This window comes from Saccharothrix sp. ALI-22-I, from assembly GCF_001984175.1.
Lineage (GTDB): Bacteria > Actinomycetota > Actinomycetes > Mycobacteriales > Pseudonocardiaceae > Actinosynnema.
Map to the genome: position 1 here is coordinate 14495 of NZ_MTQP01000064.1, position 21489 is coordinate 35983.

Annotated in this window: 19 protein-coding genes; 6 read left to right on the top strand and 13 right to left on the bottom strand. The window is 71.0% G+C overall.

Translation table 11 applies throughout. From position 1 onward, the window contains the following. Positions 1-22 precede the first annotated feature (22 nt). Complete coding sequence (locus tag ALI22I_RS25060) at positions 23-847, bottom strand: helix-turn-helix transcriptional regulator (RefSeq protein ID WP_077008001.1); 825 nt, start codon at positions 845-847, stop codon at positions 23-25. 120 nt (positions 848-967) lie between these two features. Between ALI22I_RS25060 and ALI22I_RS25065 the strand changes: the two genes are divergently transcribed. After that, entirely contained in the window at positions 968-1735 is a 768-nt protein-coding gene (locus tag ALI22I_RS25065) for an SDR family oxidoreductase (RefSeq protein ID WP_077008002.1), read from the top strand. Between the two features lie 52 nt (positions 1736-1787). Here the strand turns inward: ALI22I_RS25065 and ALI22I_RS25070 are convergent, their stop codons facing one another. Beyond that, entirely contained in the window at positions 1788-2609 is an 822-nt protein-coding gene (locus tag ALI22I_RS25070) for a TetR/AcrR family transcriptional regulator (protein ID WP_077008003.1), read from the bottom strand. A 65-nt stretch (positions 2610-2674) separates the two neighbouring features. Between ALI22I_RS25070 and ALI22I_RS25075 the strand changes: the two genes are divergently transcribed. Continuing rightward, positions 2675-4384, top strand: a complete 1710-nt coding sequence (locus tag ALI22I_RS25075; protein ID WP_077008004.1) for a right-handed parallel beta-helix repeat-containing protein — start codon at positions 2675-2677, stop codon at positions 4382-4384. Here ALI22I_RS25075 and lysX read toward each other — a convergent pair. Further along, positions 4368-7628, bottom strand: a complete 3261-nt coding sequence (gene lysX, locus ALI22I_RS25080; protein ID WP_083752022.1) for a bifunctional lysylphosphatidylglycerol synthetase/lysine--tRNA ligase LysX — start codon at positions 7626-7628, stop codon at positions 4368-4370. The two genes, ALI22I_RS25075 and lysX, sit on opposite strands and share 17 nt — an antisense overlap. Before the next feature lie 29 nt (positions 7629-7657). Between lysX and ALI22I_RS25085 the strand changes: the two genes are divergently transcribed. Next, a complete protein-coding gene (locus ALI22I_RS25085; RefSeq protein WP_077008006.1) occupies positions 7658-8464 on the top strand; it encodes an alpha/beta fold hydrolase in 807 nt (268 codons plus the stop codon). Here the strand turns inward: ALI22I_RS25085 and ALI22I_RS25090 are convergent. After that, positions 8442-8801: a VOC family protein gene (locus ALI22I_RS25090; RefSeq protein WP_077008007.1), complete on the bottom strand. Its 360-nt coding sequence runs from the start codon at positions 8799-8801 to the stop codon at positions 8442-8444. The two genes, ALI22I_RS25085 and ALI22I_RS25090, sit on opposite strands and share 23 nt — an antisense overlap. 123 nt (positions 8802-8924) lie before the next feature. On the opposite strand from ALI22I_RS25090, the gene panB reads away from it, so the two are divergent. From panB to ALI22I_RS25105, 3 genes are all read left to right on the top strand, one after another. Beyond that, on the top strand, positions 8925-9797 hold the full coding sequence (gene panB, locus ALI22I_RS25095) for a 3-methyl-2-oxobutanoate hydroxymethyltransferase (RefSeq protein ID WP_077008008.1): 873 nt from the start codon (positions 8925-8927) through the stop codon (positions 9795-9797). A gap of 92 nt (positions 9798-9889) precedes the next feature. Further along, the gene (gene pip, locus ALI22I_RS25100; protein WP_077008009.1) at positions 9890-10834 is read left to right on the top strand and encodes a prolyl aminopeptidase; all 945 of its coding nucleotides are present in this window, start codon (positions 9890-9892) and stop codon (positions 10832-10834) included. Positions 10835-10888: 54 nt separating this feature from the next. Further along, complete coding sequence (locus ALI22I_RS25105; RefSeq protein ID WP_077008010.1) at positions 10889-11347, top strand: GNAT family N-acetyltransferase; 459 nt, start codon at positions 10889-10891, stop codon at positions 11345-11347. 20 nt (positions 11348-11367) lie between these two features. Here the strand turns inward: ALI22I_RS25105 and ALI22I_RS25110 are convergent, their stop codons facing one another. The 9 genes from ALI22I_RS25110 to ALI22I_RS25150 all read right to left on the bottom strand — a co-directional run bounded on the left by ALI22I_RS25110 (position 11368) and on the right by ALI22I_RS25150 (position 21474). Beyond that, entirely contained in the window at positions 11368-12117 is a 750-nt protein-coding gene (locus tag ALI22I_RS25110) for a helical backbone metal receptor (protein ID WP_077008011.1), read from the bottom strand. Then, positions 12117-12785 (bottom strand): NADPH-dependent F420 reductase, encoded by a 669-nt coding sequence (gene npdG / locus ALI22I_RS25115; protein WP_077008012.1) that lies wholly within the window; start codon positions 12783-12785, stop codon positions 12117-12119. The genes ALI22I_RS25110 and npdG overlap by 1 nt, the downstream gene beginning before the upstream one ends. A 61-nt stretch (positions 12786-12846) precedes the next feature. Continuing rightward, positions 12847-14253, bottom strand: coding sequence for an RNB domain-containing ribonuclease (locus tag ALI22I_RS25120; RefSeq protein ID WP_143532426.1), 1407 nt, complete (start codon positions 14251-14253; stop codon positions 12847-12849). A 30-nt stretch (positions 14254-14283) separates the two neighbouring features. Continuing rightward, on the bottom strand, positions 14284-14472 hold the full coding sequence (locus tag ALI22I_RS25125) for a hypothetical protein (RefSeq protein ID WP_077008013.1): 189 nt from the start codon (positions 14470-14472) through the stop codon (positions 14284-14286). A gap of 37 nt (positions 14473-14509) precedes the next feature. Further along, positions 14510-15052 carry a hypothetical protein gene (locus ALI22I_RS25130; protein ID WP_077008014.1) on the bottom strand — a complete coding sequence of 181 codons (543 nt, stop codon included), beginning with the start codon at positions 15050-15052 and terminating at the stop codon, positions 14510-14512. A 13-nt stretch (positions 15053-15065) separates the two neighbouring features. After that, the gene (locus ALI22I_RS25135) at positions 15066-16067 is read right to left on the bottom strand and encodes a C40 family peptidase (RefSeq protein WP_143532427.1); all 1002 of its coding nucleotides are present in this window, start codon (positions 16065-16067) and stop codon (positions 15066-15068) included. Between the two features lies 1 nt (position 16068). After that, positions 16069-16677, bottom strand: a complete 609-nt coding sequence (locus ALI22I_RS25140) for a hypothetical protein (protein ID WP_077008015.1) — start codon at positions 16675-16677, stop codon at positions 16069-16071. Continuing rightward, complete coding sequence (locus ALI22I_RS25145; protein ID WP_077008016.1) at positions 16677-18584, bottom strand: hypothetical protein; 1908 nt, start codon at positions 18582-18584, stop codon at positions 16677-16679. The genes ALI22I_RS25140 and ALI22I_RS25145 overlap by 1 nt, the downstream gene beginning before the upstream one ends. Positions 18585-18657: 73 nt before the next feature. Further along, positions 18658-21474 (bottom strand): ATP-binding protein, encoded by a 2817-nt coding sequence (locus ALI22I_RS25150; RefSeq protein WP_077008288.1) that lies wholly within the window; start codon positions 21472-21474, stop codon positions 18658-18660. Positions 21475-21489: the final 15 nt, after the last annotated feature.

Below are 21489 nucleotides of genomic sequence, written 5' to 3' on the forward strand. Positions count from 1 at the left end.
CATTATCGAGCGGTCACGGGAATCAGGCGTCGACTGACGCGGCCCAGCTGGCCAGGAGTTTCAGGCGTTCCTCGGTGGGGGAGCCGACTTTGGCGGTGTACATGCCCAGGAACACGTCCGGGTCGCCGGTGGGTTGCAGGGTTTCGTAGTCGAGGTCCAGATCGCCGACCACCGGGTGGTTGATGAGCTTGGTGCCGTGGGTCTTCTCCTGGACCTTGTGCTGCGCCCACAGTTTGCGGAACGTCTCGTCCTTCACCGACAGCTCCCCCACTAACGCGGCCAGCCGTGCGTCGTCGGGGTTGCGGCCGGCGTCGAGCCTGAGGAAGGCCACCATGTCGGCGGCGACCGCGGGCCAGTCGCGGTAGAACGTGCGCGCATCGGGGCGCAGGAACGTGTGCCTGGCCGAGTTGCGCTCCTCCGGTGTCATGGCGGTGAAGCCGTAGAGGGCATCCGCCAACGGGTTCCACGCCAGGACGTCCGAGCGCCTGCCCATCACGAACGCGGGCACGTCGTCGGCCATCTCCAGCAACCGGCGCAGGCCGGGGCGGACGCGTTGCGGGGCGGGGCGTTTGGAGAGGGCCGGGCGGACGAGGTTGCGCAGGTGGGCGCGTTCGGTCTCGTCCAGGCGCAGCACGCGTGCGACGGCGTCCAAGACGGAGTCGGAGACGGCGGGGGTGCGGCCCTGTTCCAGGCGCATGTAGTAGTCCACGCTCACGCCCGCCAGCAACGCCAACTCCTCGCGGCGCAGGCCGGGGACGCGGCGGCGGCCACCGCCGGGCAGGCCCACGTCGGCCGGGCGGACGCGAGCCCGGCGGCTGCGGAGGAACTCGCCGAGGTCGTGGTTCACCCACCCAGTATGGCCGGCTGTGGCACACCTAGCCTGGGTACTGCCAGTCCTAGGGAACGCGGCTCCACAGGTAGAGCAGAACCTCTGGTACCCGCGGAGATCAGGTCCAGTGTTCTTGGCATGACCTACGACCTTGCCGATACCTACGACCTGACCGACCGCACAGCCGTTGTCACCGGTGCCGCGAGTGGCATCGGCGCCGAGATCGCGCTCGTCCTCGCCCGGTCGGGGGCGAAGGTCGCACTGCTGGCACGTCGGGCGGACCGGCTCACCGGGTTGGCCGAGAAGATCGCCGCCGAGGGCGGCCAGGCGCTTGCGGTGTCCGCCGACATCACCCAAGACCTGACCGAGGCCGTGGCGACGATCCACGCCGCCTTCGGGCGGGTGGACCTGGTGGTGAACAACGCGGGCGTCATGCTCGCCAACCCCATCACCGAGGGCCGGGACGACGAGTGGCACCGGATGATCGACACCAACGTCAAGGGCCTGCTGAACGTGACCAAGGCGTTCACCGACGACCTGGTCGAGGCCGGTGCGCAGGGCCCGGCGGACCTGGTGAACATCTCGTCCGTCGGCGCGCACCTGGCGTTCCCCAACTACGGCGTCTACACCGCCACCAAGGCCGCCGTCACGCACCTGTCGGCGAACCTGCGCACCGAGTTCGGTCCGCTGGGCGTGCGGGTGACCAACATCGAGCCCGGCCTGGTCGCGACGGAACTGGGCGACCACATGGACAACCCGGACGTGGACGCGCACCTGGAGGCGTGGCTGGAGCAGGTGCCGCCGCTGTCGCCGGCCGACATCGGTGACGTGGTCGGGTTCGCGACCAGCCGGCCCAAGCAGGTGAACCTGCGGCAGCTGATCGTGCTGCCCACCGTCCAGGTCTGACGAACCGCAACCGCCCGCCGCCCACCGGCCCGAGGAGGGGTCGGTGGGCGGTTCAGTTCGACTTCCGGCTGCGGTAGGCACGCTGCTGGCACCCGCGCGAGCAGTACGCGCGGGGACGTCCGGAGGCCGGCTGCTCGACCGGGTTGCCACATACCCGGCAGGTTTCATCACGCTTTACATCACGCTGTCGAACCAGGATCTCGATACCGTCGAGCAGCCGCGCCAAGCCGAACTCGAACGGCGCCACGGATTGGTCGAAGCCCCCGGCCTCCCACAGCCCGGACACGACCGGGTAGCGGTCGAACCGGGCGAACAGCGTGTCGCGGGCGCCCCACCACTCCTCGTCGCTCAACCCGGTGGTCCGCTCCACCTGCGCGGCCTCGACCAGCGCCAACGCCTCCGCATCCACGAAGCGGCCGACCAGGCCGACCGCCGCGACCACCTCGGCCGGGGCGAGGGCGGTGTCCGCGAGGATGGCCAACGCGTGCTCGTAGTGGGCCATCGCGTTGGGGCCCGGCAAGTGCCGATTGCCCCGCAGCTCGGCCAGCCACGGGTGCCGTTTCCGCAGCTCCCAGGCCAGTCGGGCGAAAGCCTCCAGGCGCGCCCGCCACCCGCCGCCCGGTATCGCCGGGGGTGGTTCGCCGAGCACGGCGTCGCGCATGAGGTCGACCAAGTGGTCGCGGCCGGGCACGTGGCGGTAGAGCGACATGGTGGTGAAGTCCAGCCGTTCGGCGACCTTGCGCATGGACAACCCGGCCAGGCCCTCGGCGTCGGCCACCTCGACCGCGGCGCCCACGATCCGCTCCAAGGTCAGCGCCGACCGCTCGCCCCACAGGAGCTCGACTCCGCGGTCGGGATCGTCGGCTTTCCCCATCACGCACCTCCGTGCCCATGATATACATCGGATCTGTTTACGTCATAAACATTGGAGGTGTGGACATGGTCGAGTTCTACGTCTCCCCCAGCGGGGACGATTCCACGGCAGGCACCGTCGAGCGGCCGTTCGCCACGTTAGAGCGCGCACGACGTGCGGCGAGGGAGGCCGGCGGTGACGTCGTCGTGCACCTCAGAGCGGGCACGCACGTGCTCACCGAACCGTTCGAGCTGACCGAGGACGACTCCGGCCGCGACGGGCACCGGATCGTCTACCAGGCGTTCGGCCACGGCACCGACGCGCAGGAGGAAGCCGTGATCAGCGGCGGGCGCGAGATCACCGGCCAACGGGACCAGGACGGCGTGTGGCGGGCCGACGTCGGCGACCTGGTCACCCGCCACCTCACCGTGAACGGCCGGCGGGTCGAGCGTGCCGGTATCGACGCGATCCCCGGCGACGTGCGCCGCACCACGACCGGTTACGTCACCGACAGCCCGCTGAACTGGCGGAACGCGGCAGCGGTCGAGTTCGTGCACCGGGGCGTCTACCCGTGGACCGAGGCCCGCATCCCGGTCGCGTCGGTCACCCGTGACGGCGGCGAGACCGTGATCACCATGGCGCAGCCCGCCTTCGGCTGGGCGATGGAGATCTACAACTCCGAGTGGTCCGGCCAGGTGATGGTCGGTCCCCAGGAGCCGACCCGGCTGGAGAACGACCCGTCGTTCCTCACCGAGCCCGGCACGTTCGCCCTGGACCGCTCACGGCCCGGTCACCACGTCCTGCACTACCTCCCCCACCCGGACGAGCAGCCGAACGTGGTCGCCCCCGCCCTGGAAGTGCTGCTGCACGCCACCGGCACCCAGAACGTGACGTTCCGGGGCCTGGTGTTCGCCGACACCACGTGGCTGCGGCCGGGCGGTGACCGGGGTTTCCTGCACTACCACGCGAACGGCTACTACGACGGGGGCACGATCGGGAAGGTGGTGTTGGACGACGGTGCCCTGGCGGTGCCGGAGGAGCAGGAACTGATCCCCGCCTGCGTGCGGCTCGACGGGACCACCGGTGTGCGGTTCGAGGGCTGCCGCTTCACCCGGCTGGGCGCGACGGCGCTCGGCGCGACCGGCGACGCGGACCTGGTGGTGCGCGGCTGCGATTTCGACACCCTCGCCGCCTCGGCCATCGCGGTCACCGGCGGCCGCGGGGTGCTGGTCGAGGACAACCTCGTCGAACGGGTGGGGCTGGACCACTCCGGCTCCCCCGGCATCGCCCTCCTGAACACGGAGGACTGCACCGTCGCGCACAACCACGTCCGGGACGTACCGCACAACGGCATCACCGCGGGTCCCGGGCAGGGCACCCGCATCCTGCGCAACCTCACCACCGACGCCATGGGCGTGCTGGCCGACGGCGGCGGCGTCTACCTGTCCGGGCCACAAGGCGACGCCGAGAACGGCGCGGTGATCAGCGGGAACGTCATCAAGGACGTCCGCACGCCGTACAACTTCGGCCTCTACACCGACTACGGGGCCACCTGGGTGCGGGTCGAGGACAACGTGGTCGCCCGCGCCGACAACACCTCCGTCCTCAACGTCAGCCCGCCGTTGGAGCACGTCGTCTACCAGGGCAACTTCTGGGACGCCGACCCGGTGGGCAGCGACGCCGTGCCGGCGGGCGTCACCTACCTGGACAACACCACGATCACCGACCCGACCGGACTGGACGCCGCCACGGCCGCCATCCAGGCCCACGCCGGCCTGCTCACGAAACGGGCCTGACGAACGGGAACAGCACGGTCTGCCGGATCGACGTGCCGGTGAGCATCATCAGCACCCGGTCCACGCCCATCCCGAGACCGCCGGTGGGTGGCATGCCGTGCTCCAGGGCGGCGAGGAAGTCCTCGTCCAGCTCCATCGCCTCGACGTCACCGCTGGCCGCCTTCAACGACTGCGCCTCCAGCCGCCGGCGCTGCTCCAGCGGGTCGGTCAGCTCCGAGTAGGCCGTGCCGATCTCCGTCCCGAACGCCACCAGGTCCCAGCGTTCGGCCAGGCGGGGGTCGGCGCGGTGCTGCCGGGTCAGGGGTGACACCGAGGTCGGGAAGTCGGTGTAGAAGGTGGGTTCGACGGTGTTCGGCTCCACCAGCTGGTCGTAGGCCGCCTGCACCAGCGCGCCGTGGTCGGCTTCGTCCCCGAGTGCGATGCCGTGGCCGACCAAGACCTCACGGAGCTCGGCCAACGGTGTGTCCGGCGTGATCGTCTCGCCCACCGCACGGGAGACCGCCGAGTGCACGAGGACGATCGGCCACTCCCCCGAGATGTCCACTTCCACACCGTCGCGGACGGCGATCATGCGGCCGTGCGCGGCGACGGCGGCGTGCTGCACCAGTTCCCGCATGAGGTGCAGCATCGTCGTGTAGTCGGCGTAGGACTGGTACGCCTCCAGCATGGTGAACTCGGGGTTGTGGCCGGCGTCCGCGCCCTCGTTGCGGAAGTTGCGGTTCAGCTCGAACACCCGGTCCACGCCCGCCACGCACAGCCGCTTCAGGTACAGCTCGGGCGCGATGCGCAGGTACATGCGCATGTCGTAGGCGTTGATGTGGGTGACGAACGGCCTCGCGTTCGCGCCTCCGTGCACGGCTTGCAGCATCGGCGTCTCGACTTCGAGGTACCCGCGGTCGTGCAGGAAGTCACGGATGCCGCGCACGACCTCGCTGCGCACCCACAGCATCCGCGCCGAGTCCTCGTTCACCACCAGGTCCAGGTACCGCCGGCGGACGCGGGCCTCCGGGTCGGACAGGCCCTTGCGCTTGTCCGGCAACGGGTGCAGGCACTTCGCGGTGACAGTCCACGAGTCGGCCAGCACGGACAGCTCGCCCCTCCGCGAGTAGATCACCTCGCCGCGCACGCCGACGTGGTCGCCGAGGTCCACGCCCGCCTTCCACGGGCCGAGGTCCACCCGTTGGGCGTCCAGCATGAGCTGGATCTCGCCGGTGAAGTCACGGATGCGGGCGAAGCACAGGCCGCCCAGTTCGCGCAGCGCCACCACCCGTCCGGTCACCGAGACGACCTCGCCGAACAGTTCCCGGGACCGCGCCACCGAGTGTTCGCGCGGGTAGGCCACCGGGTACGGGTCGATGCCGTCGGCGCGCAGGCGGTCGAGTTTGGCGATCCGGATGCGCACCTGTTCCGGGCGGCGGACCTGCCGGGGCTCGACCTTGATCGCGTCGATCTCCGCCACCTCTGCCGCGAAGCCCGCGTCGGCGGTCTCGTACTGCAGCGCGCGGGACGAGCCGCGTTGGAACAGCGCCTTCAGGTTCGGCACGAACCCCTCGGCGACGCCCGCCGCGATGCTCACCCTGGGCAGGTGGCGGGTGCGGGTGAAGCACAGGTAGCGGGGCAGCCAGTCCGGGCCGTACTTGACGTTGGACCGGTACAGCGATTCGAGCTGGAAGAACCTGGACCCGAGGCTCAGCACCCGACGCCACGCCCGCAGCACCGGCCCCGCGCCGATCTTCTCGCCCTCCTCGAACACCGCCCGGAACATGGCGAAGTTCAACGAGACCCGCTGCACGCCCAGCCGCGTGCCGGCCGCCACCACCTCGGCCACCATGTACTCGTTGAGGCCGTTCTCGGCGGCCCGGTCGCGGCGCATCAGGTCCAGCGACAGCCCGCGCCTGCCCCACGGCACGAACGACAGCAGTCCGCGCAGCTCACCGTCCGCGTCGTAGGCCTCGACCATCACGCACCGGCCGTCGGTCGGGTCGCCCAGCCTGCCCAGCGCCATGGAGAACCCGCGCTCGGTCGCCGCACCGCGCCAGCGTTGGGCCAGGTCGAGGATCGACGCCATCTCGTCGGCCGGGATCTCGGCGTGCCGGCGGACGCGGGAGGTGTAGCCGGCGCGTTCCACCCGGCTCACGGCCTGGCGCACGGCCCGGCGTTCCGGGCCGTTCAGGGTGAACTCGCGCACGTCGAGCACGGCCTCGTCGCCGATCTCCAACGCCTTCAAGCCCGCCGCCGCGTAGACGCGCGCGCCCCGTTCGCTGGCGCCGAGCACGCCGGGCAGCCAGCCGTACCGCCTGGCCTCGTCCAGCCACGCCTGCACGGCCTGCGGCCACGCCTCCTCGTCGCCGACCGGGTCGCCGCTGGCCAGCGTGGTGCCGGCGAGGACCCGGTAGGTGAGCGCGGCGCGGCCGTCCGGGGCGAACACCACGCTCTTGTCCCGGCGGGTGGCGAAGTAGCCGAGCGAGTCGGGTTCGCCGTGCGCGGCCAGCAGCCGCCGCACGTCCAGCTCCTCGGTGTCGGTGAGCGACCGCCTGGACCGCACCCCGCGGAAGAACACGTACAGCGCGGCGATCGCGACGAGCATGCCGCCGAAGCCGAGCAGCACGCCCAGCCACTCCGGGCCCTCGCCACCGCGGCGTTGCGGCAGCACCTCGCCGGTGATCTGGTTCGCCGCCCACACCAGCTTGTGCCAGGTGCCGTGCAGGTGGCCCGGGAACAGCTCGGCCAGACCCCAGCCGACCAGGCACAACGCCACGACCCCGGTGAGGAACACGACCAGCGCCTGCCACCACGCGCCCGGCGCCAGCTTGGCCGGGAACGCGTCCTTGATCACCAGCAGCAGCACGATGACCGCGACGGTGAAGACGACGAAACTGCCGAGATCGATCGTCACTTGTAGCCGATCGGGTGACTCGTCGCTGCCGAGGAACGGTGCCGGATCGATCCAATAGCGGACGAGGAGGAACAACACCGAGACCGCGTTGAGTGCTTCGAACAGCAGCAACGTCCACAGGGCGGCCCTCTTGCGCCGGCGCAGGGCCGCGCCGAGCACGACCAGCACCAGGACGATGAACAGATTCGCCTCTACGGGTAGGCCGAGCAGGTACGACACCGCCAGAATGCCCTGGGCGAGGTCGGATTCCTCGTCGATCAGGAACAGCAGGACCGACGCCAGGGCCGCCAGCTGCACGACCGTGGCGACGACACCCGCCGTCCGCGACTTCCACCTGGTCACAGCCACGACACGCTCCAAAGGAACTCGGGTTGTCAATGATTGCCTCACTCGCCGGTCGGGTGCACGTTCGCGCGTCCGGGCGTGTCGAGGGGCCGGTGGTGGTGCTCAGCTCGGCGTTGGGCGGGGCGTGGTTCGACTGGGACGCGGTGGTGGCGCTGCTGCCGGACGCGCACGTGCTGGCGTTCGACCGGCCGGGCACCGGGCTGTCCGGCCCGGCGCTCGCACCGGCCTCGCTGGCACGTGAGGTGGCCGTGCTGGACGCGGTGCTGGCCGGGGCGCCGTCGGCGGTGCTGGTGGGGCACTCGATGGCGGCGCTGCACGTGGAGGCGTGGGCACGGCTGCGGCCCGGTCGGGTGCGCGGGCTGGTGGTGGTGGACCCGGATCCGGAGGTGCCGGGCGCGGGGCGGCCGTTCGACCTGTCGGCGCTGGTGGCGCGGTGGGTGCTGCGGTCCGGGCTGGACCCGCTGGTGGCCGCTCAGGGGATGCGGCTGCGGCGGTGGGCGGTGCGGGGTTCGACGCTCGGGCGGCGTGATCCGGCGTCGGCCGCGGCGCTGCGGTCGGTCTACGGGCGGGCGACGGTGACGCGGGCGGTGCTGGACGAGTTGGCGTCGTACCCGGCGCAGGTGGGCGCGGTGGAGCGGCTGCGGGCGTTCCGGCCGTTGCCGCCGGTGCCGTTCACCGTGCTCACGGCGGGTCGGCGGGAGTTCCCCGAGCACGTGGCGCTGGCCGCGTTGACGCCGACCGGGCGCAACGTGCTGGTGCCCGGCAGCCGCCACATGGTGCCGGTGGACCGGCCCGACGCGGTGGCGTTGGCCGTGCTCAGGGCGCTACGCGGCGCTTGAGCAGGCAGAACTCGTTGCCCTCCGGGTCTTGCAGGACGTGCCAGCTCACGTCCTGCTGACCGATGTCCACCAGTCGTGCGCCCAGGGCGAGCAGGCGCTCAAGCTCGGCGTCCTGATCGCGGTCCGTGGCGTTGACGTCGATGTGGAATCGGAGCTTCTGGCTCTTGGGCTCGGGGACGACGCCGAAGACCAGCGTGGGGAACTCGCCTTCGCGACCGATCTCGACGCCGTCGTCGTCGCGGGTGAGCACCTGGTAGTCGAGCACCGCGCACCAGAACCGGGCGAGCGCTTCGGGATCGGTGCAGTCCAGGACCAACTCGGTGATGCGGCAAGCCATGCCGTGTGAAGCTACTCGCACTCCGTGCATTTCCTCTTGCGTCGGTGTCAGGCTGGTCGGGTAACCGTGCAACAAGGCCCGGGGACCCGCGACGAAGCAGGCCCCGAGGGAGGACGGTCGACGATGACCTCTGTCGAGGCATCCAACGAAGTAGCCGCGCCTTACGGCAGCGGGGCAGGCAAGAACGCCGCCGCGACTGGCAAGAAGGTGCGCATCCACCACCTGCGGGAGATGAAGGAACGCGGCGAGCCGTGGCCCATGCTCACCGCCTACGACATGTACACCGCGGAGCTCTTCGACGAGGCAGGCATCCCGGTGCTGCTGGTCGGCGACTCCGCGTCCAACAACGTCTACGGCTACGACACCTCGCTGCCGGTGACCGTGGACGAGCTGATCCCGCTGGTCCGGGGCGTGACCCGGTCGGTGAAGCGGGCGCTGGTCGTGGCCGACCTGCCGTTCGGCTCCTACCAGGTCTCGGTCGAACAGGCCGTCGCGACCGCCGTGCGGTTCATGAAGGAAGGCCGCGCGCACGCGGTGAAGCTCGAAGGCGGCAAGCACTTCGCCCCGCACATCGAGGCCATCGTGCGGGCGGGCATCCCGGTCATGGCGCACATCGGGTTCACCCCGCAGAGCGAGCACCAGCTCGGCGGCTACCGGGTGCAGGGGCGCAGCGACGCGTTCGACTCCGTGGTGGAGGACGCGCACGCCGTCGAGGCCGCGGGCGCGTTCGCGGTCGTGCTGGAGATGGTGACCGGCGAGGTCGCCAAGCAGATCACGCACGACCTGCACATCCCCACCGTCGGCATCGGCGCGGGACCGGACACGGACGCGCAGGTGCTCGTCTGGCAGGACATGATGGGCCTGCGCCGCGGCCGCGCGCCGCGGTTCGTGAAGCGGTACGCCGACGTGGCGGGCGTGATGAAGTCGGCGGCGGAGCAGTTCGCGGCCGAGGTGAAGGGCCACCAGTTCCCCGGCCCGGAGCACACCTTCCACTGATCTGGTTCTTCCGGGTCGCCGCGCGGGCTTCCGGTCGGCGCGGCGACACCGGTGTTGATCCACTCTCAGCCGGTCTGCGGCAGAGTGGGCGCATGTACCCCGAGATCGAGCCCTACGACCAGGGCCTGCTCGACGTCGGCGACGGCAACCGCGTCTACTGGGAAGTCTGCGGAAACCCTTACGGCAAGCCGGTCGTGTTCCTGCACGGCGGTCCGGGCGGCGGCTGCGCGCCGGTGCACCGCAGGCTGTTCGACCCGGCCGTGTACCGGATCGTGCTGCTGGACCAGCGGGGTTGCGGGCGGTCCTTGCCGCACGCCTCCGAGCCGGGTGCGGACCTGTCCGCGAACACCACCTGGCACCTCGTCTCGGACCTGGAGAAGGTCCGCGAACACCTGGGTGTGGACCGGTGGCAGGTGTTCGGCGGGTCGTGGGGCTCGACGCTGGCGCTGGCGTACGCCGAGCGGTTCCCGGAACAGGTCACCGAACTGGTGTTGCGCGGCATCTTCACGTTGCGGCGCAAGGAATTCGACTGGTACTACGGCGGCGGGGCCGGGTTCCTGTTCCCGGAGCTGTGGGAGCGGGTGACGGCACTCGTGCCCGAAGGCGACGACGTGATCGAGACCTACGGTCGGCTGCTGAACGACCCCGATCCCGCCGTGCACGAACCGGCCGCGGTGGCGTGGAGCGTGTGGGAGGGCTCGACGGTGACGCTGGTGCAGCGGCCGGAGTTGGTGGAGGCGTTCGCGCAGCCCCGGTACGCGTTGGCGTTCGCGCGGATCGAGAACCACTACTTCCGGCACGCCGGGTGGCTGGAGGAAGGGCAGCTACTGCGTGACGCGGGCAAGCTCGCCGGCATCCCGGGCGTGATCGTGCAAGGCCGGTACGACGTCGCCACGCCGGCCACTTCGGCGTGGGAGCTGCACAAGGCGTGGCCGGGGTCGGAGCTGGTGATGGTGCCGGACGCCGGGCACGCGTTCGACGAGCCGGGGATTCTGCGGGCGCTGCTCGACGCGACGGACCGGTTCCGGAAATTGTGATCCAGCACACTCCCGCTTGGACATGTGATCCGGTCCGCGATCAGACTCCCGCGAATGGATCTCCGACTGGAACCGGTCACACCCGACAACGTGCTGGACGCGTGCAGGCTGAAAGTCGAACCGCGGCAGGAGGAGTTCGTCGCGCCCGTCGCGGTGTCCCTCGCCGAGGCTTACGCGCAGCCCACGACAGCGTGGCCACGACTGGTCTACGACGGTGAGCGGCTCGTCGGTTTCATCATGGGAGGCTTCGACCCCGCCAGTCCGGTCGACTTCTTCCGCTGCGGGATCTGGCGGCTCAACATCGCGGCGGGCCACCAGCGCGCCGGGTACGGGCGGTTCGCCGTCGAGGAACTCTGCGCCGAGGCACGCCGTCGCGGCCAGAACCGGGTCACCGTCCTGTGGGTACCGCACCCCGACGGGCCCGAGCAGTTCTACCTGCGCACGGGCTTCACGCCGACCGGGCAGACCTTCCACGGCCAGGTGGTCGCCGAGCGGTTCCTCGACCGGGACTGACGCGGTGTGCCGTCGGGCCGTCAGGGCTTGAGCGCCGCTTCCAGTGCCGGGCGTGCTTCGACCAGCGACGGGCCGTACCAGGTGAGGTAGCGGCCGGAGACGTGCACCGGGCGCAGGTTCGGGAAGAACTGCGGGCCGTCGTCCGGGGTGAACAGGTACGGCTCGTCGGGCAGCACGACGATGTCGGCGTCCTGGAGTTCGTCGAGTTCCGGACGCGGGTAGCGCTCGGAGTGGTCGGCGAAGGCGTTGACCACCCCGAGGCGCAGCAGGACGTCACCGGCGAACGTGTCGCGGCCCAGCACCACCCACGGTTTGCGCCACACCGGGACCACCGCGCGGGTCCACGGTGGGGTGATGTCGCGCCACAGGCGTTCGGCCTGGACCAGCCAGTCCGGTTCCACGTCCCACACCGTGCCCAGCAGGCGGCGCAGCGAACCCAGGGCGGCGGGGACGGTGGCGGGCGCGGCCGTCACCCACACCGGGATGCCGTCGGCACGGAGACGTTCCACGTCCTCGTGGCGGTTCTCCTCGCTGTTGGCCACGACCAGGTCGGGTTCGAGGGCCAGCACCCGGTCGACCTTCGGGTACTTCGAGCCGCCGACCCTGGTCACGTCCAGGTCGGGCGGGTGGGTGCAGTAGTCGGTGGCGCCGATCAGCAGCGCCGGGTCGACGGTGACCAGGGCTTCGGTGAGCGACGGCACCAGGCTGACCACGCGTCGCGGCGGGCCGTGCAGGACGACCGGCTCGCCGAGGTCGTCGACCGGCAGCATCAGATATCGGTGATCTTCAGGCCGGCGTGCGCCTTGTACCGGCGGTTGATCGCGATGAGGTTCGCGGTGAACGCCTCCACCTGGTGGGCGTTGCGCAGCCGGCCGCCGTAGACGCCCCGGAAGCCGGGGATCGTGTCGGCCAGTGCGCGCACCAGGTCGGTGGCTTCGCGGTCGTCACCGAGGACCAGGATGTCGTTGTCGACGACGTCGATGCTCAGGTCGGCCAGGTTGACCGCGGAGACGTGGTGGAACGCGGCCGTGACGCGGGAGTCCGGCAGGAGCGCGGCGGCCTGCTGGGCGGCGCTGCCCTCCGGCACGGGCAGCGCGAACGGACCCTGCTTGTCGAAGCCGAGGGGGTTCACGCAGTCGATCACGATCTTGCCGGCGAGCGGCCCGCGCACCGACGCCACGGTGTCCGCGTGCCCGTCCCACGGCACCGCGATCAGCACCACGTCGGCCTGCACGGCGCAGCCTTCGTTGTCCGCGCCACTGACGTGCCCGACACCCGTCAGCTCCCGCACCTCCTCGGCCGCGGCTTCGGCACGCTCGGCGTTACGCGACCCGATGACAACCTTCAGCCCCGCCTTGGCCCACCGCACCGCCAGCCCCTTGCCCTGCGCACCCGTACCACCCAGGACCCCGACGGTGAGCTCACGAATATCAGTCACCCGGCCATCACATCACAGGTGCTGGACCACGGCCGCTCTCATCGGGGTCGGGCTGACCGGATCACAGGCGTTCGAAGACGACCTTGCGGCGTTCCTGGTCGGCCTCCACCAGCCGCACGGCGATGCGTTCGCCTTCGGGGAGGTTCTCGCCCGTGCAACGGCCCATCACGGGTGGTTGGGCGACGAAGACGTCGGCGCCGTTGGTGTCGGCGCGTAGCACGATCGCCTCGAACTCGTGGCCGACCCGGTCTGCCAGCACCCACGCCTCTACCTGGTCCAGACAAGCCCGGTCGACCTTGCTCGCCAACGTGTCCGAGCCGCCCATCAGGCCGGGCAGCAGGGGCAGGGCCTTGGTCAGCCACTCGGGTACTGCCTGGCCCGCCGTCACGGCCAGGCAGACCTCGGTGGCGAAACGGTCCACGAGACGCCGTAGCGGCGCGGTCACGTGGGTGTACGGGGCGGCCAGGCCCGCATGGGTGGAGATCGTGGGGATTTCGCCGTTGAACGCCGTGTACCCGGCACCGCGCAGGAGACGGGTCGCGTCGACGAAGAGCGCCAGCGCCTCCGGGCGGCTCGGGTCGAGGCTCGCCAGCAGTCGGGACGGGGTCACGCCCTCCGGCCACGGCACGCCCAGAGCATGCGCGGATCGGCGCAACGCGTCCACCGCGCCGTCGTCCGCGTCCGGCAGGGTGCGCAGCACGCCGACCTTCGCCGCCAGCATGATCTTCGCCGCCGCCATGCCGGTGAGCAGCGAGATCTCCGCGTTCCACGAGTCGACGTCGGCGCGCGGCCGGACCACGAGCTTCCAGTCGCCGTCCCCGTTCGGCACGATTTCCTGCTCGGGCAGCTGCAACTCGACCGCACCCCGGTCGGCCGCGCGTTCCCGCCGCAGCCGGCCGAAGTCCGGCAGGGCCTCGATCGACGGGTGCGGCGTGCCCGCGTCGAACGAAGCCTGCACGGTCTCGTAGTCGAACTGGGCGGTCGAGCGCACCACCGCCCGGCGCACCCGCACCTCGACCGGCTCGCCGTCCGGGCCGCAGTCGAACGTCCACAGCACCGCCGGCCGCGTCTGCCCCGGCAGCAGGCTCGCCGCGCCCTCCGACAGCACCGGCGGGTGCAGCGGCACGTTGCCGTCTGGCAGGTACAGCGTCTGGCCGCGCTTGCGCACCTCGGTGTCCAGCGCGCCACCGGGCACCACGAAGGCGCCCAGGTCGGCGATCGCGTAGTGCACCCCGAACCCGGTGCCGACCCGTTCCACCAGCAACGCCTGGTCCAGGTCCTTGGCGCCGGGCGGGTCGATCGTCACCAGCGGCAACGCGGTCGCGTCCTCGCGGTCGTCCCGGCCGACGTCACCGGACACCGCCGCCTGCGCCTCGGCCAGCGCGGCCGCCGGGAACTCCTCGGGCAGGTCGAACTCGGCCCGGATGCCGCCGAAGTCCAGGTCCGCCCGACCAGTGCGGATCACCATGTGCTGCACCCTGACGACCCTAAGCCGGCCTCAGCGCTTGCCCCACTCCTTATCCACTTTGTCCTCGGCTTTCGTCCGCTCGCGCGCCAACTCCAGCGCGCGCTGGGCGGTGGCCTCGTCGGGGTAGGGGCCCATGCGGTCGCCGCCCCGGCAGCCCACGCCGTGCTCGACCGTCCGGTGGGTCAGGCAGTAGTACCACGCGTTCGGATCAGACGCCATGAGTCAAGGTTTCCATGCGCGGGAGCGCATGTCATGTTCACCACTTGGGTGGCGGAGGCGTCTGCACCGGCGGTGCTTGCACCGGGAAGGCACCCGACTGGGGGTACGTCGGCTGCGGCACCACCGGCGGCTGCGGGAAACCGCGCGGCGGGGTGTTCTGGTTGGCGTTGGCGAAATCGCCCGGGATCGGGTCGAGCACCGACACCAGCACCGTCCTGTGCTCCGGATCGGTGATCAGCGCGCCGCTGCGGTCCCGGTACACCAGCTCGCCGTCCGAGTCGATCTCCACGATCGCGCCGACCTCGGCCAGCTGGTCCTCGTCCAGGTCGACCAGCCGTTCCATCCGGGACGGCACCACCCGGTACAGCGGCCAGTTGAGGTGCGCGTAGGTGCGGTGGAACTCGGCCAGCAGGTGCGCCATCTGCTGCTGCCACGGCAGCGGCATCGCCTCGACCAGCGACCGCGGCAGCACCGCGTACGCCTGGTCGGTGCCGGGCGGACGCGTGTTGAGGTAGTCCCGCGTCGGCGTGCTCGACGCGGGCGGCCCGGCCGGGCGCTGGATGGGTTCGTGGTTGAACACCGTCGTGCCTCCCCTACACGCCCGGCCGGACGGCCAGTGGCATCAACTCGTGGTAATCCCAGTTGATCTTGCTGATCTTCACCACGTCACCGGTCTGCGGCGCGTGGATGTACTCGTCGCCGCCCAGGTACATGGCCACGTGGTGGACGGTGACCGGGTCGGCCGGGTTGGTGGCCCAGAAGACCAGGTCACCGGCCTTGGCCTCGCGCACCGGCAGGTACGCCCCACCGGACATGTACTGGTCGTTCGCCACCCGGGGGATCTTCACGCCGGCCTTGGCGAACGCCTTGACCAGGATGCCGGAGCAGTCCCACGCGTCCGGGCCGTTGCCGCCCCACAGGTACGGCTCGCCCAGCTGCTCCTTGGTGAAGTCGATCGCGGTGCCCGCCGCGTTAGACGCCAGCAGGTACTCCCCCGCGCCCTCGCCGCAGCCCGCCGGGTCGGTGATGTCGCCTTCCTTGCTGATCAGGAAGGCGGCCATGGCCTCCCAGTTGTGGTACCGGTCGGGGAAGGCCGACCGCTCCACGTCCTGGGCCGAGTCGCCGGGCCGCTGCTCCTCCCAGTTCGGCAGCTTGAGCAGCACGTCGTAGAACTTGTTGATCGCGTACTCGGGGTTGGTCACCTCGGCGGGCGTGCCCCAGCCCATCGACGGCCGCATCTGGAAGATGCCCAACGAGTCGCGGTCGCCGTAGTCGAGGCTGCGCAGACCCGATTCGGTCATGCCCGCCTGGATGGCGATCTGCCACGCCAACGGCGGCAGCTCGCGCTTGCGGCCGATGGAGATGATGTTGGCGACGGTGGTGAGCTGCTCGTCGGTGAGCCGCTCCGCGTCGGTGCGGCCCTTCTCCTCGCCGCCGCTCCCCCACGGGCCGATCGAGGCGTTGCAGCTCGCCATGCGGATGCCGGCGGCTTCCTCCGACGGGGTGTTCTCGTTGATCACGGTGGACACGCCGTTGGCCACGGCAATAGCGACCACGGCGACGACCGCGACCACCACCAACCCGATCTTCAGCATGTCACCCCACCTTGGTCCACTCGGTCACGACCCAGCCCTCGGGGAGATTCGCCACCGTGACGATCAGCTTGCCGTCTTTCAGCTCGGCTTCGAAGTCCGCCGAAGCGGTGGACGACTTGACGGGCTTGACCGCCTCGGCGATCACCGCCGGCACATTCGCCGGGTCGACCGACGCCAATCGGGGGAACATCTCGTTCGACGTGTGCTTCTTGAGCCCGGCCAGCCACTGCTCCTTGGTGGTCTTGCCGGGCACGAAGCTGCTGAACGCGTCCACCCACAAGTCGGCGACGATCTGCGCGTTCGGGTTCACCGGGGCCGAACTGGGCGCGGCGGTGGGGCTCGGCGCCTTCGTCGGCAACGGCGAGGTGGTGACGGTCGGCAGCACGCCGATCTGGTTGCCGCCGCTGGTGCGGGTCTGCGCGGTCGACGTGACGCCGGGCAGGCTCCCGTTCGACCGCGGGGCGACCGCGTTCGGGATCACCACGCTGATCGTGGTGACGACCACGGTCACGCCGACGATCGCCGCGACGAGGTGCTTCGGTGACCGCAGCGGCCAGCCCCACAGGCGTCGGTACACGGCCGCCCGGCCGCGATTGGTCCGAATCGGCATCAGCTGTCCCTGACTTCGAGCCCGCGTGACGGCCGGTAGATCACGTGGACCTGCCGTCCCGCCACGACCTCCGTCTCAGCGCGACGCGGCCCCGGCACGACCGGGGTGTCCGCGACGCGGTTGAACCCGCTGGGGACGCGGGACGGCACGAGCACCGCGTCGTCGGCCCGGTCGTAGTTCCGGTCCGTGAAGGGCGGCGCGTCGACCACCCTCGACCGGCCGGACGGCAACGCCGCCTGGCCGCTGCGCGCGCCGGAGGGCAGCGCCGGAGCGCCGTTCCCGCTCACGCCCACACCCAGCTCGCCGATGCTGTTGCCCGCCCGGTCCAACCGCTGGGAGGTCGCGGCCACCGGGTTGGCCGCCTCGGGCCGCACCCGCCGCCGGTCCCGCTGCGGCACCTCGGGGCCGTCCGGGTCCGAGTCGCGCACGGTGTCCCAGAACTCCTCCTGCGGCGAAGGGCCTTCCTTCTGCTTGCGCAGCCTGGACAGGACGCCGCCGCGCATCGGCAGCGCGTTGCTCGCCGAGCCGACCGACATCTCGACCATCTGCCACATCCGGCGCAGCGGTTTGCCGACCATGAAGCAGACCACGGTGAGCATCAGCCCGAGCAGCGTCCTGGTCAGCAGCGACAGCCCGGTCGCGTTGAAGATCGCCTGGAGCAGCAGCGCGTGCGTGCCCGCGAGCACCGCGAGCACCAACACGTTGAACACCGTCACGGCCGCCGCACGGGCGACCTTGCGCAGCAGGTCGTGGTGCACCAACGCGACCAGGCCGATCAGCGGGCCGGCCAGCGTGAGCACCCGCAGCAGCAGCTGGGCCAGCAGCACCGCGGCCTTCGCGAACAGCTGGAACAACGAGAACGCGACGGCTTGCAGCAGCGACAGGAACCCGGCGCCGGTGCGGCCGCCGTCCTCACCGCTGAAGTAGCCCTTCGTCGGGCCGAGCTGCGAGTAGATGTTCTTGTACTCGGCCTTCTTCGCGTCGAGCGCGGCCTGGTCGCCGTCCTTGTGCTCGCCGAGTTCCTGCACCGTCCACGCCTGGGCGGCCAGCAGCTGCGGCCCGAACTGGGCGGCCTGCGGAGCCTCGGGCGCGCCGAACTCGCCGCGCAGCCAGCTCTGGTAGACCACGGAGTCGTGCAGCCGCGACGGCAGCACGTCGAGGTTGTCCTGGCCCTGGCTCACGTCGATGAAACCCGCCTGGATCTCCGACGTCTTGGTGACCAGGGTGCTGTCGAGCAGGTTGTAGAACTGGGGCAGCGCCAGCGTGGACGTGGCCAGCCACATCGCGGCCAGCGCCCACAGCCCGCGTTTGCTGATCGAGGCCAGGTCGCCCTGCCAGATCTGGCGGAACATCAACACCGCCAGGATCAACGCGACCAGGCCGAACCAGCGCAGGTAGACGTTGTCGTAGACCTTCTGGACGCCGTCCTTGACCGCCTCGTCCAGCGGCTGGAGCAGACCCTGGCCGACGACCGTGTAGTGCAGGGCGTTCGTCGCGCCGACGATGTTCTTGCCGACGTTGAACAGCTCGTTGCCCATCCAGGTGTCCAGCACCGGGGTGGCGTTGGGCACCAGGCACTTCTCCTGGTAGGTGTGCCAGACCATGCCCGCGTACCCGTAGGTCAGGTACGGCGTGTCCGGCAGGCCGTTGCCGATCGGCGGGTCGATCGCGCCGACCATGCCGGAACCGGGGCGTTCCGGGTTTGGCGCTTCACCGCAGGGGGCAGCCTGGGCGGGCGTGGCGCCGATGACCACTTGGAGGCCGACGACCGCCACCACCACGGCCATCGCGCGCCACCGGGCACGGCCAGGCCGGCCGTGCGCTTCGGCGTGTTCCTGAGCGCGTCTGAAACGCCGCCGCGCGTAGAGCGCGGCGGCGACCAGCGCCACCAAGAAGAGGGTGCTCATGCGCACACCTCGCTAGCGCTCGGTGTGGCAAGAGCACCGCGCGCTGTGTTGGATGATTCGCTCGCAAGCTCGCTCATGCGGCGCCTTCCCGGCCCGGTCGGCGGTTTCCTCCCTCGCCGTGCGCCGAATCGACCAACTCGTCGGTCAGGCCGACTTCCAGGTCGGCGGCCAGCTCGTCGTCGTACTCGTCGCTGTACTGCTCGGCGTAGGCGAACGGGTCCTGCGGCGGCGAGGAGACCTCGATCTCGGTCGACTCCGCGCCCTCGCGCAGGGCGTCCGGCGTGGTGTCGAGCGAGTTGCGCAGGTGCTCCAGGTGCGGTCCGGAGAAGTCGATCCGGACCCGCTCCACGCCGCCCGCGCCGTCGGCGAAGATGAACTGGCGCGGCGCGCGGTCGCGTTCGAGGTTGGTGCGGACACCGCCGGGGCGGCGGCCCAGGCTGGCCACGACCTGCTCGTAGCCGGCGCCGACGGGCACCTTGAGCAGCCGCAGCGCGTCGGCCTGCGCCTGGTCGTCGTCCAACCGGCCGACGAACACCGAGTCGAGCAGGGTGACGAAGCCCTGGATCTTCAGGAAGTCCGCCGGGATCTGCGAGGACAGCAGCACGCGGACGTTCCACTTGCGGGAGTCGCGGGCGAACCGGTTCATCAGCACGCGGCCGGTCGGCACCTCGGACAGGAAGAACGCCTCGTCGATCCAGACGCCCTTGCGCAGGTCCTTCGGCCGCTCGTAGATCGACCGCTGGGTCAGCCACGCGGCCAGGTTCAGCATCTCCACGCCGAGCGCTTCCGCGTCCGTCCAGTGCTCGCGGCCGGTGCCGTCCTTCGGCAGGTTCAGGCCCGCCATCGTCAGCACGGTGAGCCGGTCGTCACGCGCCTCGTTGTACGGGTCGGCGTCCTCTTCGGGGATGAGCAGCGACATGCGCTCCCGCATCTCGTCGAGGAAGTCGGCGACGACGACCGCGTGCTCGTGGTGCTCGCTCGCGTCCCGCCGCAGCGCCTCGAACACCTGGCCGGGGTGCGCGTCCGGCCGGCCGCCGACCGTGCGGACCGCGCGCAGCAGCACGATCCGGGTCTGCGGCAGCCGGGCCACCTCGAACGGCAGCAGGCCGGACAGCACGTCCAGCACCAGGCGACGGCGGGTGGCCGCGGCGAGGGCGCGTTCACGCCGCCACGCCCGTTCCGGGTCCTCCTCGTCCATGAAGTGGTCGAGCTGCGGCTCGGCCACCACCCGGTACGGGTTGAGGATGCCCGCCTGGGCGTTGAGCAGGTTGATCGGCCGCGCGTAGGGCTTCAGCTCGGGCAGCTCGCACAGCGCGGCCAGCGGACCCGACGGGTCCAGCAGCGTCCAGTGCGCGCCCGCGCGCAACGTCTTGTAGACGATGCCGCCGCCGAGGAACGACTTGCCGGCGCCGAGGCCCGCGACCATCGCGGTCAGACCGGACGAGTCGCGCAGTTCCTGCGCCATCCACGGGTCCCACGCCACCGGGCGGCGGGTCGCGGTCACCGTCTCGCCCAGCAGGATGCCCCGCCGGTCGCCCACCTCGGCGGTGGCGGTCGGCACGGCGGACGCCGCCCACAGCACCGAACCGCGGCGCAGGTAGGCCGACGCCGACAGCGGCTCGCCCGGGATGAACTCGCGGGCGATCGCGTACTGCGCCTCGGGGTGCTCGATGGCCACCTTCGGCTTGTAGAGGTCGAGCAGGCCCTGGGCCAGGCGCAGTGCCTCGCGCTCGGTCGGGCCGGAGACGGCCAGCCGCCACCAGCTGCGCACCCGCGTGCCCAGCGCGGTGAAGCCCGACGTCATCTCGTCGTCGATCTCCAGCACCCGGGACGCCTGGCGGGCCAGCGACTGCGGCGGGTCCAGCTCGTGCTCGTCGGTGTAGTGCCGCACCTGCGAGCGGACCTTGCTCATCTGCCGCTGGAGCTCACCGGAGACCTCTTCGGGCCGGCGGACGTAGATCCGCGCCGACCACTCGACGGCGGCGGGCAGCCGGTCCGACCGCTGCACCCACGGGTCGTCCTGCTCGGGGATCTGCAGACCGTGCATCAGGCCCACGGTCAGCACCGCGACGTGCCGCTTGATGCCCGCGTTCGAGCCGGTGCGGCCGCGCACGGTGACCGTCGGCGCGTAGGGCTCCTGGTGGAAGTCCGCCGCGTCGGTGAAGCTGGCCAGGTCCTCCGGCTCCCACGGCGCGCCGGGGACGGCGGGCAGGTTGCGCGGCGCGGGCAGGCCCAGCGAGCACGACCGGTGCATCAGCCAGGACATCTCCTCTGCCGTGGCCGGGCGGCCCTCCAGTCCGGCGGAGCCGATCACCTGGTCCAGGTGGTCGATCTCGGACTCGATGGCCACGAGTTCGGCGTCCACCGCGTCCGGGAAGACCTTGCGCAGCACGGGAGCGGCGCGTTCGACCGCGCGGTCCATCATGTTGCGGGTCTGCACCTGGACGCCGAGGTAGACCTCCTTCTCGGCCATCGACCGGCCCATGAGCTGCTGCTGCTCGCCGACCATGTAGTCGTCGAAGCTCAGCGTGCCCGGGGTGTCCGGCAGCCGGCGCACGGCGTTGTGCACGTGTGCCTCGGCCCACATCCGGATCGGGTACGGCCGGTTGGTCACGCGCAGGTGCATCCAGCGGCCCTGGAGTTCGGCGTACTGGCCCGCGATCGCCGCGATCAGGTCCTGCCGCTGCGAGTCCGACCGGAACGACCAGCGCTGCGGCGCCAGCCGGTACCAGGCGTAGACCTCCTGGCCGGTGCGCAGCAGGTGCCCGTCGATGCTGCGCGCGGAGATCGACGGCGTGTAGTTGGGCACGGCCTGCTCGCCCGGCAGGCGGCGCCCGCGCTTGCTGTAGACCTTCCGGTCGTCACGCGCGGCGGCGGCGTGCTGTGCCACGTGCGCAGCGGATCG

Bases quoted from the DNA above. Each gene is read 5' to 3' on its own strand.
- ALI22I_RS25110 (WP_077008011.1), bottom strand. From the start codon at position 12,117: ATGCTGCCGGTCGACGACCTCGGCGAGCCGGTCGTCCTGCACGGCCCG.
- pip (WP_077008009.1), top strand. From the start codon at position 9,890: ATGTACCCCGAGATCGAGCCCTACGACCAGGGCCTGCTCGACGTCGGC.
- ALI22I_RS25120 (WP_143532426.1), bottom strand. From the start codon at position 14,253: ATGGTGATCCGCACTGGTCGGGCGGACCTGGACTTCGGCGGCATCCGG.
- ALI22I_RS25075 (WP_077008004.1), top strand. From the start codon at position 2,675: ATGGTCGAGTTCTACGTCTCCCCCAGCGGGGACGATTCCACGGCAGGC.
- panB (WP_077008008.1), top strand. From the start codon at position 8,925: ATGACCTCTGTCGAGGCATCCAACGAAGTAGCCGCGCCTTACGGCAGC.
- ALI22I_RS25135 (WP_143532427.1), bottom strand. From the start codon at position 16,067: ATGCTGAAGATCGGGTTGGTGGTGGTCGCGGTCGTCGCCGTGGTCGCT.
- ALI22I_RS25070 (WP_077008003.1), bottom strand. From the start codon at position 2,609: ATGGGGAAAGCCGACGATCCCGACCGCGGAGTCGAGCTCCTGTGGGGC.
- ALI22I_RS25105 (WP_077008010.1), top strand. From the start codon at position 10,889: ATGGATCTCCGACTGGAACCGGTCACACCCGACAACGTGCTGGACGCG.
- ALI22I_RS25125 (WP_077008013.1), bottom strand. From the start codon at position 14,472: ATGGCGTCTGATCCGAACGCGTGGTACTACTGCCTGACCCACCGGACG.
- ALI22I_RS25085 (WP_077008006.1), top strand. From the start codon at position 7,658: ATGATTGCCTCACTCGCCGGTCGGGTGCACGTTCGCGCGTCCGGGCGT.
- ALI22I_RS25065 (WP_077008002.1), top strand. From the start codon at position 968: ATGACCTACGACCTTGCCGATACCTACGACCTGACCGACCGCACAGCC.
- ALI22I_RS25145 (WP_077008016.1), bottom strand. From the start codon at position 18,584: ATGAGCACCCTCTTCTTGGTGGCGCTGGTCGCCGCCGCGCTCTACGCG.
- ALI22I_RS25090 (WP_077008007.1), bottom strand. From the start codon at position 8,801: ATGGCTTGCCGCATCACCGAGTTGGTCCTGGACTGCACCGATCCCGAA.
- ALI22I_RS25140 (WP_077008015.1), bottom strand. From the start codon at position 16,677: ATGCCGATTCGGACCAATCGCGGCCGGGCGGCCGTGTACCGACGCCTG.